Origin of the sequence: Sulfitobacter sediminis (genome assembly GCF_040811725.1) — a bacterium.
GTDB lineage: Bacteria > Pseudomonadota > Alphaproteobacteria > Rhodobacterales > Rhodobacteraceae > Sulfitobacter > Sulfitobacter sediminis.
On sequence record NZ_JBFNXX010000028.1, the window covers coordinates 1 to 15102 of the forward strand.

Genomic DNA, 15102 nt, shown 5'->3' on the forward strand with positions numbered 1-15102 from the left:
ATCGCCTGGAGCGTGCTGAGACATGGGGTGCCATTCGACGCCCAAAGAGACGAGATCATGGTCGGCGTCTGAGACCCAGCCCTGATCCGAAGGAGTTCGCCAACGAGAGAAAGCATGGAACGGAAACCAAACGCTCCCAGAGTCTGAGAGCCCAGATGGCTGTCACGGCCTGTCCGCTAATGAGACCACGGCGCGAGCGTAACCCCAATATGGCCACGGCCCGCGTGCCGATCCAAAGGCCGGATACATATCAGCGACTTCCGAGAACGTGCAAAACCTCACTTGCGAACAGCAGCCGGTTCATACATTTGGGCTCGGTGCCGTCGTTCCATCACCGTTCGTCTAACAACCGCTTCCAACCGGCGAATGTCCGGGCATCGGGCCACGCCGCTGAAATCGTTGAAACATCTGCATTTCGGGAACGGCGGCTTTCGGGACGTGGTTCAAACTTGACCCTCTGCATCGCCGCAAGACCGCTTCGAGCCCAGAATGACAGATGCTGCAAGATGCACATATGGCTGCTTTCTGTCAGTGTTTGTCGCCGGTGCGTAAACGGCTCATTGTGACAGGTGTGATCCCTAAATAGGATGCAATCAACATATGGGGAAAGATGTCCTCATAGCCGGGGAATGCAAGGCGAAACCAAGTGAGCCGCTCAGCCCCTTTAAGAGCGGCGAGGCACCACTCTCGATCTACCTTCCGACTTAGGGCGTCCCGCAAAACACCATTGGCCCAATTTCGGATGGGTTCAGATGAAATCATCCGATTTGAAAGTAGATCACTGTCTATCCTTGCAAGTAGGGCATCGGTCGTTGCCGCAATGGACACGAGCGACACACCGTCGCGCGTTCGAGCGATATTTGGCGTGATAACGCAGGGACCCACATAAAACTCGACGCTAACTTCTTTGCCGTCTTGGTCACAAATACTGCTCACCAAGCACCCTTCCAAAAGAACGAATTCGTCTGTTTCAGGTTGTTCCTGCCGGGTAAGGTGCGCCCCCTTGTTCAAACGCTTTCGTTTCCAATCAGATGCAAAATCGTCCGCGCAAGCCATATCCGACAGGTCGGGAGACTGCATCAGAAACGTCCGCAAATCCATCTCAGCGTGCCTTATCAAATGATAATGCGGGTGACCGTGTCTGAGGGTATGTGTGGCACAGATCAAGGAGTTTACAAAATGACGAACAGAAATCTGTCAAAACATATTGGAAAAGTTGCCGTTGGCTCAGGAGTGATAGGTGCATCAATCTATTTGCTTATGATCAATGTCACGCTCGCCCATATCGAAGCGGTCTCAGGGCACGTTCCATTCGACATGCGTCCTTTCGGCTATGGCTCCATAGAGGCGGCGACGCTTCTTGAAGCGTTGGGAGTGGAAGGGCGCGGGTATTATCTCAGTCACCAGATCGCTTTGGATACCCTTTATCCAGCGATGCTTGCGTTGACTTTGATCGCCACGATCTGCTGGCTTGGGCAACGCCTGCCAAACAGAAAACCTATCCGCTTTGGCATTGCCTTTTCGGTTGGCAGCGCTCTGTTCGATTATGTCGAAAACCTTGGTATCGCGGCCATGATTTGGAGCTGGCCAGAGATTTCCGTTCCTCTGGTTTATGCTACGAGCTCAGCCACAATTCTTAAATCCGCTTTAACAACCCTAGCTGTGCTGCTGACGCTTCTGGTGGGGTTTAACCGGATACGTCGCTCTGAAGCGGACGTTCGTCCTTAGGTGAACAACGGCGGCTTCGTCCGCAACTCGGTCATAGACCCTCCAAGCTTTGCTGCGCCCACAACGAATGGCCGCTTTTAAGGCTGCGTTGCAGCGCAGCGCTTGGATCAATCAAGGCAACTTTCTTGCTGCATGAGCGAAGGGCGCGATTTCAATCCGGCGGCTCTGGGCTCTTCTGAGACATCTGAGCGTTTCGGTCAGATGTCCGCAAAGCCGCACTTAGAAACCATTCGAGACGACCGAACCGAGCGGCGAGGTCCGCTTTGGTACCTGAACGACCGCTCCTGCAGGCAGCTGCCGTTCGGCACTGATGCCTCCGACGTCTCAGATGCGGGAGGAAGCAGCCTGTTGCCGATCCAGCGTGTCTTGTCCCCGCGATTGGATCAAGCCGGTAAAAGAGACGCGGTTTTGTCGGATGGATTCAGCGAAACCATCCGTTCACGGGTTAGTAGGAAAATGCTAAGCTGTTTTCATGGAGCGACGAATTGCAGCGATTATGGCCGCGGACATGGTCGGCTACTCTCGGCTCATGGAGGCAGACGAGGTCGGAACGCTTGCAAGGCAAAAACTCCACCGTATTGAACTGATAGACCCGAAAGTTGCCGCCCATGGCGGCCGAGTCATAAAACTTACGGGCGATGGCCTTATTGCCGAGTTCTCCTCGGTTGTCGAAGCGGTGCAATGCGCGGTCTCGATCCAGACTGAGATGGTGGCCAGGGAAGCCGCAGAGCCAGAGGCTCGACGGATCAGTTATCGCATTGCGATCAATCTAGGCGACGTGATTTTTGAAGACGGCGACGTCTATGGTGACGGCGTGAATATTGCTGCGCGGCTCGAAGCCTTGGCGGACGCAGGTGGCGTGATCGTCTCGGGAACGGCCTACGACCATCTCAAGTCAACTGTGAATGTTGGGTACGAGGACCTGGGCGAACAGCGGGTCAAGAACATTAGAACCCCGGTCAGAGCGTTCCGCGTTCTGTTGGACCCAGCCCAAGCGGGAGAATTGGTCGAAACGGCACCGGAATCTAGACCTGGCCGATGGCCCACCATTGCGGCTTCGTTGGCCGCTGCCCTCATCCTTCTAACGGTGTGGTTCTGGCAGCGTCCTGAGTTCGTTCCTGCCGATCCGAGCAAGATGGCGTTCGAATTGCCGGACAGGCCATCAATCGCGGTGCTGGCATTCGATAACATCAGCAACGATGAGTCGAACCGGTATCTTGCGGATGGGTTTGTCGAAAGCCTGATAACCGAATTGGCTCGAATCCCTGACCTTTTTGTCATTGCCCGCAACTCCAGTTTCGCATTTCGCGACCAAGCGGTCGACTTGCGCGAGATCTCGCAAAACCTTGGCGTGCGGTACATTTTGGAAGGGAGTTTCCAGAAAGCGGGCGACAACCTTCGCATCAATGTCCAGCTTGTCGACGCAATAAAGGGCAATCACATTTGGTCCAAACGCTACGACCGCCCGGCCGCTGAATTCTATCTGATCCAAGATGATTTGATTGAGGAAATCACTCTAGAAGTCGCCGGGCGTGGCGCTGGAGGTATTTTCCGAGCAGAGCGGCTGCGCGTCGAAATGGTCTCCAACGATGACCTCGCAGTGATCGAGTTCTGGGAGAAGATTACCCAAACTTGGTTCCAGTTCACCCCTGAGAGCAACGAGAAAACAAAAAGGTTGACCTTGGAAATGCTAGACAAATATCCAAATCATACAAGAGGCTACTCGTCACTCGCATTTTACCATGTTGGTCGGATCGTACTTGGCTATTCCGAAGACCCGGCTGGAGACGCAAATGAGTGCCTTGAATCAGCCAAACATGCAGTTGACCTCGACAGCCAAGATTACATGGGGCACCTCGCATCGGGGTATTGCTACGTCTTTCTCAACAGGCCAGATGAAAGAATTGCCGCGTTTCGCAAAGCCTATGAGATCAACCCTAACGACGTGATAGTGCGTAGGGAATACGCAAAACATGCATTAGTCCCCGAAGGAAAATATGAAGAAGCAATCGAACTGTTGAAGTCACTGCTGCGACTAAGCCCGGGGCAGCAGATCGGCACAAGCAGTGATGTTGGTGTTATCTACTTCATACTTGAAGACTACGAAAAGGCCGTAGATTACGGCAAACGTGAAGCTGCTCCCGGTATACACTACAAGGGCCGCCTCGCCGCTTCGCTCTGGATGAATGGGCAGCATGAGGAGGCGAAAATGCTCGTGCAAGAAATACTCGAAGTCGCGCCTGATGCCACATCGGCCAGCTATGGAGGTTTCGCGGCACACGCCACACCTGAAGCAGGCTTTGTCAGAGGAACTTGGCTTGAGCCGGGCAGGGGGCTTTCGTAGCCTCTTGAGATGACCAAGCGCTCGCCTTTCAAGTACTTCAAAACCAGCCCGGAGATCATCCGCTTGGCGGTAATGCTCTATGTGCGGTTTCCGCTATCGCTCAGAAACGTCGAAGACCTAATGCACGAGCGAGGCATCGACGTCAGCCACGAGACCATCCGGTTCTGGTGGAACCGTTTTGGCCCAATGTTCGCATCTGAGATCCGCCGGCGGCGTGTTCAGCACCTACGCGCGTTTTCGCGCTGGCAATGGCATGCCGACGAGGTTTTCGTGAAGATCAATGGCGAGCGGCACTACCTTTGGCGGGCCGTCGATCACGAAGGTGAGGTGCTCGAGAGCATCGTCACGAAACGGCGAAACAAACGCGCCGCATTGAAAATGCTCAGAAAATTGATGAGGAGGTATGGTCAACCAGAGGTCCTGGTCACGGATCGGTTTGCTTCATACCGAGCGGCTTTGCGCGACTTAGGGTGCGATCATCTTCAATCCTGTGGTCGCTGGCTGAACAACAGAGTTGAGAACTCGCACTTACCATTCCGACGACGAGAAAGGGCGATGCAGCGCTTTCGCCTAATGCGAAGTTTGCAGAAATTTGTTTCCGTCCATTCCTCCGTCTTCAACCACTTCAACCAGAATCGCAGCCTCTCCAAACGGGACCATTTCAAGCTCAACCGAACCGCTGCTCTTGCCGAGTGGCGCGGTCTCTGCGCGGCATAAGGGACAACGGCTCTGTCCTGGTAGAGACAAGTTCGAATTAGTCTGACAGCACCCTGGCGTAAGCCGTTGTGTGAGCGTTGTGCCGCCGGGGATACTATGGCGCACTAGCACATCTGTTCGGGTCGCTTCCAGGCCATGGATGGTGATCCGGCCGCCGCTCAAGCCGTCAACGCATTCTGAGCCAAACGTCGAAACCCAGGCGCGCCCGTCGAAGCGCGGAGGCGGCGGCCGGCGCGGCGAACAGTTCTCGGGCAGTTCAAGGTCGAGCCGCATTGGCGCGCCGCCGACATCCGGTCGACGCCAGAAAATGCGGAAGTCGCCACCCTCGACCTGATCAATCGAGAGGTAGCCGGGCTCGAGCGCGTGCCCGAATGCTAGGCCCGCGGGCATCATGGCACCGAAGACGACGAAAAGGAGGACCAGCGCCTTCCTCATCTTCCGTCCGGTCCGGGCAAACTGATCTTGTAGCGTTCGCGCAGCCGATCAAAGTTCATCTTGACGATGCGTTCGATATTCGCCCGGCGCCAATCGTCCCGAACGGCAACACTGACCTTTTTGAAATCCGGCGCGGCGGGTTCCTTCCGGTTGGTCACGTGCACCATGTGCATTCCGAAGGAAGAACCCACCGGCCCATGCCATTCACCCGCCTCCAGCGGAATTACCGCATCGTAGAACCCTGGACCGAAGGAATTATCGACGGTCGGGGCGCTGGAGAGGCCGACTTCACGCGGCAGCATCGTGCGCTGACCAAGCGTCATCGGGTCGGATCCCTCTGCAAGTGCTTTGCGAACTTCAGCCACTCTCGCCTCGCTGGGCCGCTCGCCTAGGAAGACCTGCTGGAAGGCCACGGCGCCCTCGATCTCGTATTTGTCGACGTTCTCGGCGAAGAACTCGCGAAGCTCTTCTTCGGTTGGCTCGATCGCTCGGGCGATCGACGCCGCGACGAACTCCATCTTCTGGCGCAGTCGCTTTCGGATTACCGCATCGTCCTGATCCAGGCCGAGCGCAAGCGCCTCGCGAACATAGATCTCTTCGCGCACGTAGTCTTCGATCAGAAGATCCAACTCGCCTCGGTTCGGTGGCCGCCGCCACGTCGCCTCGAAGGTGGCCGACAGACGATTGACAGTCTCCTCGGCTATGACGATCTCTCCGGGGCGCGAGGCTTCTTCCTCGCCGAATGCTCCCAGGACGACGAACATAGCTGCACCAAATACGAGAAAATGAACGAGAGGTTCGCGCAAGGCACGGCGGAGCAACGCGCCAGACTTCATCGAATCTTCCGTCACTAACGGTCCTCGTCGTCAGTCAGGCGTATACCAGATCGGCGAGGTGTAGGCCCGCTCCTGGGTGATCATAGGCGATTCAGCCGGCGCCTTGATCCCAAAATACTTTGCCTCATAGGCCGTCCACCGGGGCGTCGGGATTTCTATCACACGGGCATAGTAGACCGCAGGCTGCGCAGGATCGAAATCCGGGTCGGCCCAGACGGTGATAAGTTCGGGATCTCCGATGGTGTTTGTCCAAGTGGCATTCTTGATGTCCACGGTATTTCCAACGGCACCCTCACAAGCGTGATCAACGATCGCCCTCTCCGCGCAGGCTACATCGTAAACTTTCTCTCCAGTTGTTCCGTCGGCATTGAGCCAACCTTTCACGATTTGTATGCGATCGAGATTGCCGCTGTAGGCATCCCTCAACGCGCCCACGAGAAACGTCGGTGCCTTGCCCTCTGGTGCTGGTGGCAGGTCGCCACCCATTGGCACTCCCTTGGCATAGCCTTCATTCGCAGGCAGCCGACTGAGCGCATCCTTGGCCACAAAGTCGTAGCCGCCGAAGAACCGCACAGTGATGCGCGATCCGGTGGTCGCGTAAGTTTCCTTGCGCATCATCGCGTCGAAAATAGCTTCGCGCGTGTTTTCGGTTGCCCAGACAGCGGTGTAACCCGACGAAGCTTGATACCAGCCAGGCCAGCTAACGGTGTCGAAATGCCCTACATCGGTGGTCATCCGATTTTCGTTAGGCTCGGTCAGCGAATGCTTGCCAAAGAAGTTGTTCTCTTCCGCCGTGGCCATGCCGGTATGGCTGTCAGTGGCGCCCGAGGCGCCGAACTTGTATGGGTTGGTGCCGAGCCGGTCTTCCAACAGCAGTCCATTCTTCAGCGCCTCGCGAGCGTATTCGTACTGGATCATGTCCGGCTGTTTCGGCACCGGGCCAAGGTTATTGCGGTCCCAGGTTTCGTAGTCTGCAAATTCATCATTGGGGCTCAGGGCGGGGTGCGCCTCGCCATCACCCTTTATCTGGGTATATTCGTACAGTGGCTCCCACCTGGCGCGCATTTCGACGTACTCAGCAGTCATCTCCTCGCCGAATTCGAGCCTGTCGACCGGGAACATAATGCCGTTCGATAGGTTACCGTTATGGGCCAGCGTCAGCATCTGGCCGCCGGTCTTTTCCTCGTAGTTTTCCATCCATGCCCAGAGCTTGCGCGGATCCACGCCCTCGGCCACCGTCAGCGGCAGCACCAAACCCGCCTTGTCGGCTCCATCACGGAACAGCACGTTGCGGTGCAGATTGTTGCCGCCTGGAGTCGAGGTCCATTCGAACCCGATAATCGCAGTGAACTGACCGGGATTGTTATGCTCTTCAGCATCTTCCAGCACGCCGTCCCAGATCTGCCGCTGGAACTTGCGGGATAAGAGGATCTCTGGCGAATTGCCCTGAGAGAACTTGTCAACGATGTCCAACCCGGCTTCGAGCGCTACCGCACCACCTTGGTTGATGCGTTCATGCCAGTCCCGCACTGTTGCGTCGGTCATCAGCGTCGGATTGCCAGCCACCACTTCGTTCATTGCGCCCATGGCATCGGAATGGTCGGTGATCACCAGCCAGTCCAGTGGCTGGCCGATCCGCGCGCGCATGCCATTCGAGGTAGTGATCTCTTCGCCCTTGGCGAAGTTGTAAGCGTCGTCATGGGTCAGAATTACCCCCGCGGCGCGAGCGTCGAGCGACAAGGCGGTGTGCAGGTGCGTATCACCCCAAAGCGGCCTAGTAGGAAAGTTGCGTCCCGCATAGGGAGAATAGCTCGGCTGCGCCAGCACGCCGACCGTGCCCTCGCCAAAAGACTCCTGGGCGCCACCTGTGGTGCCCGACAGTGTCAGCAGGGTACATGCCAGCAGGGGTGTCATCAGAGTTTTCATATCGGGTTCCTTCTTCAAATCAGCCTTGCGGCGTGTACCAAATGGGTGAGGTATAGGCGCGCTCCTGGCCCGAGGTTTCGGCACCTTCGGGGATCTCCACTCCGAACCGGAACGCGTCATAAACCACCCAACGCGGTGTCGGAATTTCAAGTACGCGGGTGTAGTAGAAGGCTGGAACTGCAGGATCGAAATCCGGATCGGTCCAGACAGTGCCCAGTTCTGATGCGCCGATGGTGTTCAACCAGTTCGCATTTTCGACATCTACCGTGTTGCCAACGGGCGGGACGAAGCCATCGGCGGCAGGCCGGCGGTCGTCCGACCAGGCCACATCATAGACCTTTTCCTGCAAGGATCCGTCGGCGTCGCGCCATCCTTTGACGATCTGAATCCGGTCCAGATTAGCGCCGATCGGATCGCGTAGAGCATAGACCATGAAGCTTGGCGCATCACTCGCCCTTGTGCGCAGGTCAGCACCCATAGGCACGCCTTTTTCGTAGCCACGGAAGGCGGGCTGGCGGCTGTTGAGGTCACTCTCGGTGAAATCCCATCCGCCAAAAAAACGCACCGTCATGCGCGGGCCAGTCGTGGCATATGTTTCACGCCGCACCATCGCGTCCCACAGCGAGGCGCGGGTGTTCTCCATCGCCCAGACACCGGTATAGCCCGAAGCGACCAATTCATAGCCTTCGAACGCCCCGTTCTCGTTCTTGGTAAATGGATGTTCCATACGTTTAGGCGAGGGTTCGGCAATGGTTGACTTGCCGAAATAGTTGTCCTCATCCGCAGTCGACAACGATGTGTGGCTGTCGGTGGCACCCGAAAAACCGAAGCGATATGGGTTGGTCCCAAACCTAGCCTCAAGTTCGAAGCCACGCTTTAAGGCCTCGCGGGCATACTCTGCTGCGAGCATGTCGGTGGTCTTCGCTTCGGAAAGATCGAGGTTGCCGGCATCCCAGTTCTCATAGTCCGCGAATTCATCGTCGGGGCTAAGCATCGGGTGGGCCTCGCCGTCGCCCTTGATCTGGGTGATCTCGTAAAGCGGCTCCCAACGGGCGCGCCGTTCCACGTACCGCTGATCGACGGTGCTGCCGTCGAACCTTTTGTCGGTGGGGAACATTCGCCCATTCGACAGATTGCCGTTATGAGCGAGTGCAAATGCCTTGCCACCGGTCTTTTCCTCATAGGCTTCCAGCCAGTCGTAAAGGTGGTGTGGATCAGTACTGCCGAAGGGCGGGATCGTGACCGGCGGCTCCACCAGTGATGCCTTATTGCCATTGTCGCGCAGAACCACGTTTCGATGTAAGTTGTTGCCCAAGGGAACCGAGGTCCACTCAAATCCAATGAGCGCTGTAAACCGGCCCGGTTCATTGTAGCGTTCGGCCGCGTCGATGATCGACTGCCAGACTGACTGATAGCCAGGAGTGCCGGGCACATAGTTTCCGATTAGTGCTGGCTCCACTTGGCCCTGTGAAAAGGTGGTGATCAGCTCCAAAGCCGCCGCTGCGGACTCTTCTCCACCGGCGCTCAGCGCCTTATGCCAGCGCGCGCCCTGTTCGGTGGCCATCACTGCCGGCGTGCCAGCGAAGATGTCCGAGATCATGCCCATCGCATCGGAATGTTCGGTCAGGACCAGCCAGTCCAAGGGGCGTGCTAGCCGGGCAGGCTGGCCCGACGACGCCATAACCTGTTCGCCACGGGCAAAGCGGTAGGCTTCGTCAAGCCCGGTGGTATTGCCAAAAAGCCCAGCATCGGGCGACAGCCCTGTATGCAAGTGGGTGTCGCCCCAGAACACTCGGCTGGGAAAGCCGCGGTTGGCATAGGGCGAATAGGCCTTGCCGGAATAGAGGTCGGAAAGAGATTCTTCCGAAGGCACGAATTGTGCCGATGCACCGCTCGCGTAAAGAACTACCGCTGCTAGCAAGGCAAGGCGTTTGATCATTATGGTCTCCTCCTCTTTCGCATTCCGTTCCCGGGCTACTGGAACAGAGATTTCGCTATAATGCCCGGTACAGCTTTCGGCGCGTAAGCGCGTAGTAGATCATCGCGTAGTCATCAGAAATCAGTAAGGTTTGCTGCTTTCGGATTCGGGTGGTCTTGGACTGTCGCCATGTACTCCCCGATCAATTGCAGATAGGGGACGACGAGCCATCCGTTTTCCGCACCGACATTGCGTTCCTCGCGCGGATCAGCCTCGATATTGTAGATTTCGGGCAAACCTGCCGTCTCACCCATGCGGCCAAGGTATCCTCCGGTCGTCGCAGTTCCGTCGGTCGACGAAAAGGAGACTGGATACATTCGCCACTGCCGATAGCGCACCGCGACCAGCCGATCACCGATGAACGTGAGAAGGTGCTCGCGATTGGAGTTGGGCTGTTGGCCCAGAAGGAAAGCAGACTGGTCTATTCCATCCATTGGCCGATTCGATGGAGTGTCCGCACCAATGATGTTCGCCAGCGTGGGCAAGAAATCATGGATCGAGATCATCTCGTTCGTAACGCCTGGGGCGATTCTTCCCGGCCAGCGGATCATGCCGATCGTGCGGATAGAGCCCTCCAGACCGTCGCCTAGTTCGCCGCGCCATGGACCTGCCGACCCATTGTTGATTTCGCTGACCGTCCCGCTGGTCTTGGTTGGTCCATTGTCTGAAAGAAAGATGACGATCGTATCATCCTCGATTCCGGCTTCGGACAGCGCAGCCAAGACCTCACCGGTTCTGCCATCCAGTTCCATGACGCTGTCGCCATAGGACCCTATTCGTGATTTTCCGTGATATTCTGGAGCTGAATCGTTCGGATAATGTGGTCGCGTCCAACCGAGGAAAAGGAAGAAGGGCGTGTCCGACCCGGCATGGGTATTGATGTAGTTGACCGCTGCATTCGCGATATCCCGATCCACGAAGCGCCGATACTCCAAGTCATAGGCTCGTACAGGCTTGACCGGTCCTCCTGCATGGTCCGCCTCAATGATCTGAGGAATCAGAGCTTGCCACTTTTCTGGCGCCTTCGTGCGCGCCATGCTCTCGCCGTAAAGCGTTGCCTCGGTTGTGCCGAAGAAGCCGAACCGCCATTCGTCAAAGCCTTGATTTTGGGGCTGGCTTTCTTCGTCCGAACCGAGGTGCCATTTGCCCATATAGGCGGTACGGTAGCCTCGCGACTTGAAAACCTCGGCGAGCGTGACTTCCTCGGCCTTAAGGGTGTTCGTCGTCCCGCGCAAAATGATCTTCGAGAGGCCAGAACGGATCGAGTAACGCCCGGTCATCAAACCCGCGCGGGATGGCGTGCAGCCAGGTTCCACCAAGAACTGGGTCAAGCGCAAACCCTCCGCTGCAAGCTGATCTATATGCGGAGTCGGCATGCCGCGTATCTCGCCCGCACCATATGCGCCAACGTCGCCATATCCCAAGTTGTCGGCTAGCATGAGAACAACATTAGGCTGCTTGGATTGTGCCAAGGCGGAACCCATAGCGGAGAGCCCAATAAAGAGCGCAAAAACGAACTTCATTGCATTGGTGCGCATCGGACTTCGCTCCTGGCCCGCGTTGTGGATCGATATCGCGGTTTTCTCTCGACCATAGTTTGTCGTGAGTTGCGGAGCACGATATCAGCAAGACCCCATGAAGTCTAGTACGTATGACCTAATACACACTGAGCGACAATGATGGGGGGCTTTCCGGAGGGTAAACAGGCTTGACGGGTTCAGGGCTCGGCACATCGCCGGAATCCAGTGGTCAAAAGTAAAAACAAAAAATGGGCCGGCTAAGCGTGGCCCAATGACCATTCCCCTGGATCAGGGCCGCGCTGACTGATTGGAGCCGGTCGATTTGGGCTCAACTGTCAATCAATCTGCTGGAGCACCACCCAGCGGCAGAAATTCCCGCATAATTTCACAAGCTCTCTCGACAGCGCGCTCGTGCCGAACCCGACGGTCCCGACGTGTTCCGTACAAAACTGTCGTGCCTTCACTAAGCATAGCCAGAATTTGCACGAATTCTGCGGCCGCTTGCGGTTCTACTTCCGGATAAAGCTCTTCGATCTTGGCTGCAACTTCAGCCATATGACGGTCGTAAAAATTGTCGATGGTATCCCGAATAAGGTCGTCGCGAAGTGACATTGCCCAAAGCTCGCGGAAGATTACCACTGTTTCGTATTCAGCCGCATCGGTGAGAAGCCAGCTAACCAGTTGGTCCGGCGTCGAGTCGGGATCCTTGGCTATCTCTCGAAGAATATTTCCAAATTGCTCCGCATAATGAGTCGTTAGGATCTGAATTAGTGCGATCAAAAGGTCTCGCTTCGACGGAAAATGATAGGTCACGTTTCCAAGGGCTAGGCCCGCGGCCTCTGCAACCTTGCGCATAGTCAGATTGACGCTACCGACTTCAAGCAAAACCTGCTTGGCAGCAATAATTATGCGCTCGACCGTTGCGTCCGATCCTTTACGACCGGCACCTTCTCCGCCAGAGCTCTCGCCAGGCCGCAATGTTCTATCTCGATCGCTGCTCGTCAACGTAGCCCCGCTAGTTTTTGCCGGAAGACAGCCCGAAGGAAGTTTTCGTACAAGTGTACGAGACAATCTCGCGTAAAATGCACCAAAGTGGTTTTGGTGCCAAGATCGCACCGGGCGATTGTCGATCGCGCGCCACTTGGCGCTCCCTTTCCGATAGGTCCTCAATAATCAACGCGAATATGGCCGGCCGCGCTGTCCGGTCAACGCCCGCCCGCACCACGTCATTTCATGAGCCGTGTTGGGCGTGGACCCTCCAGCTGTCTCGTCCGGCCCTTTGTCTCCGCGTGTTGAGGACATCAACGGAAAGGAGACAAGCCATGACACGCAAGACCAACAACCGAGCTGACGGCACTGTCAGACAAAACTGGCTTGAGGCGGGCAGGGCAGTTTCGTAGCCTCGTCGGATGACAAAACGCAGCCCATTTCGCTATTTCAAAACCAGCCCCGAGGTGATCCGCCTGGCGGTGATGATGTACATCCGGTTTCCTCTTTCGCTGCGGAATGTCGAAGATCTTTTGCATGAGCGTGGCATCGACATCAGTCACGAAACAGTTCGGTTCTGGTGGAACAGATTTGGCCCGATGTTTGCAGCTGAGATCCGCAAATACAGGGTCAGTCGGATGCGTTCATACTCAAACTGGCAGTGGCATCTGGATGAGGTTTTTGTGAAGATCAATGGCGAGACCCATTACTTATGGCGGGCTGTTGATCACGAAGGTGAGGTACTGGAAAGTTACGTCACCAAGCGCCGGGATCGCAAAGCAGCATTGAAATTCATAAGGAAATCAATGAAGCGCTACGGCAATCCGGCAGTGATCGTGACTGACAAACTTCGATCTTACGGCGCTGCAATGACGGTTATTGGCAATGCGAAGAAGCAGGAAACGGGCCGTTGGCTGAACAATAGGGCTGAGAATTCTCACCTGCCGTTTCGACGGCGAGAACGGGCAATGTTGCGCTTCCGACAGATGCGATGTTTGCAGAAATTCGTCGCCGTCCACTCTTCAGTTCATAACCATTTCAACCAGGAACGCCAACTCTACTCACGCGACATTTTTAAACTCAACCGCGCCGCTGCTCTGGCCGAGTGGCGCCAGCTTTGTTCGGCATAAGTTCAAGCGTTTGGCAGTGAACTGAGACGAGTTCGAATTGGTCTGACAGCACCCGCAGACCCGAAAAACATCGCACCAGCGTCAAGGTTTTCCAAGATATCGGAAAAAGAAGCATCGACATTTGCAGGCGGCAACGCAGAAACGACCGACGAGGTCCCAGATATGCCACTGCCCCAAAGGTAGGGGGCCAGCTCATAACTCCAGCCAGTTTCCTCGGCCCACGCTGCCGATGTCGCAAGAGTGAGTGTGGCAGCGATTACTGCATTCACAGATGCTTTGGCGAACGGTATTCGAGGTTTCATTCGCGACCTCCTAACTTCTCATTCATTCGGCCTGCAGAAAAGAAATCTGCCACCGAAGGACCCTCCCCACATCCGACACTATCGCCGGATCGGAGTGAAGTCTAGTACGGACGACCTAGCCAATTGAGCGACAGTGATACGGGTCTTCCCTGAAGCCAACAGCGCTTTAAGGATTTGGGGTTCGCCACTCCTCACTGGTTGTAGACACCCGTAACGCTGGCCGCAGGGTTGGCGCGCGCAGCGAAGCGCTGGTCTTGGCATAGCGGGGCCTAGGTGGTGGCGTGCCATCAGAAAAGGAAGAAACCAGCCGGTCGTTATTTCGGGAAAAGATACGTTGCACCCAAACGAAAACCAAAACCCTCAGGTCCACCGGTCGGGCTTTCTGCCCAGTAACGTAGGCCAGCAGATAAGCTGACAGGCTGGTCCCCAAAGCGCGTCAGTTTGGACGCAATAGCGTTGATCGGGACCGACCACTCTTCCGTTTCCCAGTTGTAACTGGACTCAGTTTGCAGTGAGAAGGTCCAATTGGTTGGCGTCGTGTAGGACGCAAACGGCTGCATGAAAGTTGAATTGACGTCTGAACGTGCTTCGTCGCCTGCAACAGACCAGATATGGTTTCCAAGAACACCGATGGTCCAGGGACCGTTTTGCTTTAACAAAACGCCAGTCGGGCCAACGCCCCATTTGCCAGTGCCCAGACGATCATCGGTTGCGGTCGGGATCAGAAAGACCGGGCCAACGCCCCAAATCAACCCACTCTGAGTGGGAGCCTTCGGCGAAAAGAAGAGGCTTTGGATTGTGTCACCAAGGCCAAATTGCGAACCAGAACCGGCAAATACGTTATCTTGCGAAACGACCGGCACAATGGTTCGGGAGATTAGGTTCCAGTCGTCACTTATGGAGAAGGGTATGACTGGTTGAATGTTTAACGCGAACCGGCTGCCCGTGTCCGCCGCACCGATGCGTTGGTCATAGTTGAGCTGAAACGGCACGCTGATGAGTGAGGCAACCGGATTGGCTAATTGCTTGGCGAGATCGTCGCTTTGAGCTTGGGCGCTTGGTGATAAGCAGAGAGCAGCGAGAAGTATGGCTGACATCGTGCGAACGCCGGTTTTCAAACAGTAGATCATCGATTGAAAATCCTTTCAGATACTAAAGTGAACCGAGCTACTTGGCACATTCGCGCACGTCCGGATTCC

Annotated in this window: 11 protein-coding genes; 4 read left to right on the top strand and 7 right to left on the bottom strand. The window is 56.1% G+C overall.

Going from position 1 to position 15102, the window contains the following annotated elements:
• Positions 1-528: 528 nt before the first annotated feature.
• On the bottom strand, positions 529-1101 hold the full coding sequence (locus AB2B41_RS20575) for a Crp/Fnr family transcriptional regulator (RefSeq protein ID WP_367879708.1): 573 nt from the start codon (positions 1099-1101) through the stop codon (positions 529-531).
• A gap of 78 nt (positions 1102-1179) precedes the next feature.
• Here AB2B41_RS20575 and AB2B41_RS20580 point away from each other — a divergent pair, with 78 nt between their 5' ends.
• From AB2B41_RS20580 to AB2B41_RS20590, 3 genes are all read left to right on the top strand, one after another.
• Positions 1180-1728 carry a hypothetical protein gene (locus AB2B41_RS20580; RefSeq protein ID WP_367879709.1) on the top strand — a complete coding sequence of 183 codons (549 nt, stop codon included), beginning with the start codon at positions 1180-1182 and terminating at the stop codon, positions 1726-1728.
• Positions 1729-2224: 496 nt separating this feature from the next.
• The gene (locus AB2B41_RS20585) at positions 2225-4072 is read left to right on the top strand and encodes an adenylate/guanylate cyclase domain-containing protein (protein WP_367879710.1); all 1848 of its coding nucleotides are present in this window, start codon (positions 2225-2227) and stop codon (positions 4070-4072) included.
• A 9-nt stretch (positions 4073-4081) separates the two neighbouring features.
• A complete protein-coding gene (locus tag AB2B41_RS20590) occupies positions 4082-4789 on the top strand; it encodes an IS6 family transposase (RefSeq protein WP_367879711.1) in 708 nt (235 codons plus the stop codon).
• 431 nt (positions 4790-5220) lie between these two features.
• On the opposite strand, the gene AB2B41_RS20595 is transcribed toward AB2B41_RS20590, so the two are convergent.
• The 5 genes from AB2B41_RS20595 to AB2B41_RS20615 form a co-directional block, all read right to left on the bottom strand.
• Entirely contained in the window at positions 5221-6075 is an 855-nt protein-coding gene (locus tag AB2B41_RS20595; protein WP_139837650.1) for a peptidyl-prolyl cis-trans isomerase, read from the bottom strand.
• Positions 6076-6090: 15 nt separating this feature from the next.
• Positions 6091-7986 (bottom strand): DUF3604 domain-containing protein, encoded by a 1896-nt coding sequence (locus AB2B41_RS20600; RefSeq protein WP_367879712.1) that lies wholly within the window; start codon positions 7984-7986, stop codon positions 6091-6093.
• Between the two features lie 19 nt (positions 7987-8005).
• Complete coding sequence (locus AB2B41_RS20605) at positions 8006-9925, bottom strand: DUF3604 domain-containing protein (protein ID WP_367879713.1); 1920 nt, start codon at positions 9923-9925, stop codon at positions 8006-8008.
• A gap of 113 nt (positions 9926-10038) precedes the next feature.
• On the bottom strand, positions 10039-11502 hold the full coding sequence (locus AB2B41_RS20610) for a sulfatase-like hydrolase/transferase (protein ID WP_217807654.1): 1464 nt from the start codon (positions 11500-11502) through the stop codon (positions 10039-10041).
• A 321-nt stretch (positions 11503-11823) separates the two neighbouring features.
• Entirely contained in the window at positions 11824-12489 is a 666-nt protein-coding gene (locus tag AB2B41_RS20615) for a TetR/AcrR family transcriptional regulator (RefSeq protein WP_367879714.1), read from the bottom strand.
• A gap of 404 nt (positions 12490-12893) precedes the next feature.
• On the opposite strand from AB2B41_RS20615, the gene AB2B41_RS20620 reads away from it, so the two are divergent.
• A complete protein-coding gene (locus AB2B41_RS20620) occupies positions 12894-13601 on the top strand; it encodes an IS6 family transposase (RefSeq protein WP_367879715.1) in 708 nt (235 codons plus the stop codon).
• A gap of 616 nt (positions 13602-14217) precedes the next feature.
• Here AB2B41_RS20620 and AB2B41_RS20625 read toward each other — a convergent pair.
• Positions 14218-15033 (bottom strand): transporter, encoded by an 816-nt coding sequence (locus tag AB2B41_RS20625; protein WP_367879716.1) that lies wholly within the window; start codon positions 15031-15033, stop codon positions 14218-14220.
• Positions 15034-15102 lie beyond the last annotated feature (69 nt).

What these genes read in the sequence shown, in the direction of transcription:
- AB2B41_RS20575 (WP_367879708.1), bottom strand. Translation starts at nt 1,101, where the DNA reads ATGGATTTGCGGACGTTTCTGATGCAGTCTCCCGACCTGTCGGATATG.
- AB2B41_RS20580 (WP_367879709.1), top strand. Translation starts at nt 1,180, where the DNA reads ATGACGAACAGAAATCTGTCAAAACATATTGGAAAAGTTGCCGTTGGC.
- AB2B41_RS20585 (WP_367879710.1), top strand. Translation starts at nt 2,225, where the DNA reads ATGGCCGCGGACATGGTCGGCTACTCTCGGCTCATGGAGGCAGACGAG.
- AB2B41_RS20590 (WP_367879711.1), top strand. Translation starts at nt 4,082, where the DNA reads ATGACCAAGCGCTCGCCTTTCAAGTACTTCAAAACCAGCCCGGAGATC.
- AB2B41_RS20600 (WP_367879712.1), bottom strand. Translation starts at nt 7,986, where the DNA reads ATGAAAACTCTGATGACACCCCTGCTGGCATGTACCCTGCTGACACTG.
- AB2B41_RS20605 (WP_367879713.1), bottom strand. Translation starts at nt 9,925, where the DNA reads ATGATCAAACGCCTTGCCTTGCTAGCAGCGGTAGTTCTTTACGCGAGC.
- AB2B41_RS20610 (WP_217807654.1), bottom strand. Translation starts at nt 11,502, where the DNA reads ATGCGCACCAATGCAATGAAGTTCGTTTTTGCGCTCTTTATTGGGCTC.
- AB2B41_RS20620 (WP_367879715.1), top strand. Translation starts at nt 12,894, where the DNA reads ATGACAAAACGCAGCCCATTTCGCTATTTCAAAACCAGCCCCGAGGTG.
- AB2B41_RS20625 (WP_367879716.1), bottom strand. Translation starts at nt 15,033, where the DNA reads ATGATCTACTGTTTGAAAACCGGCGTTCGCACGATGTCAGCCATACTT.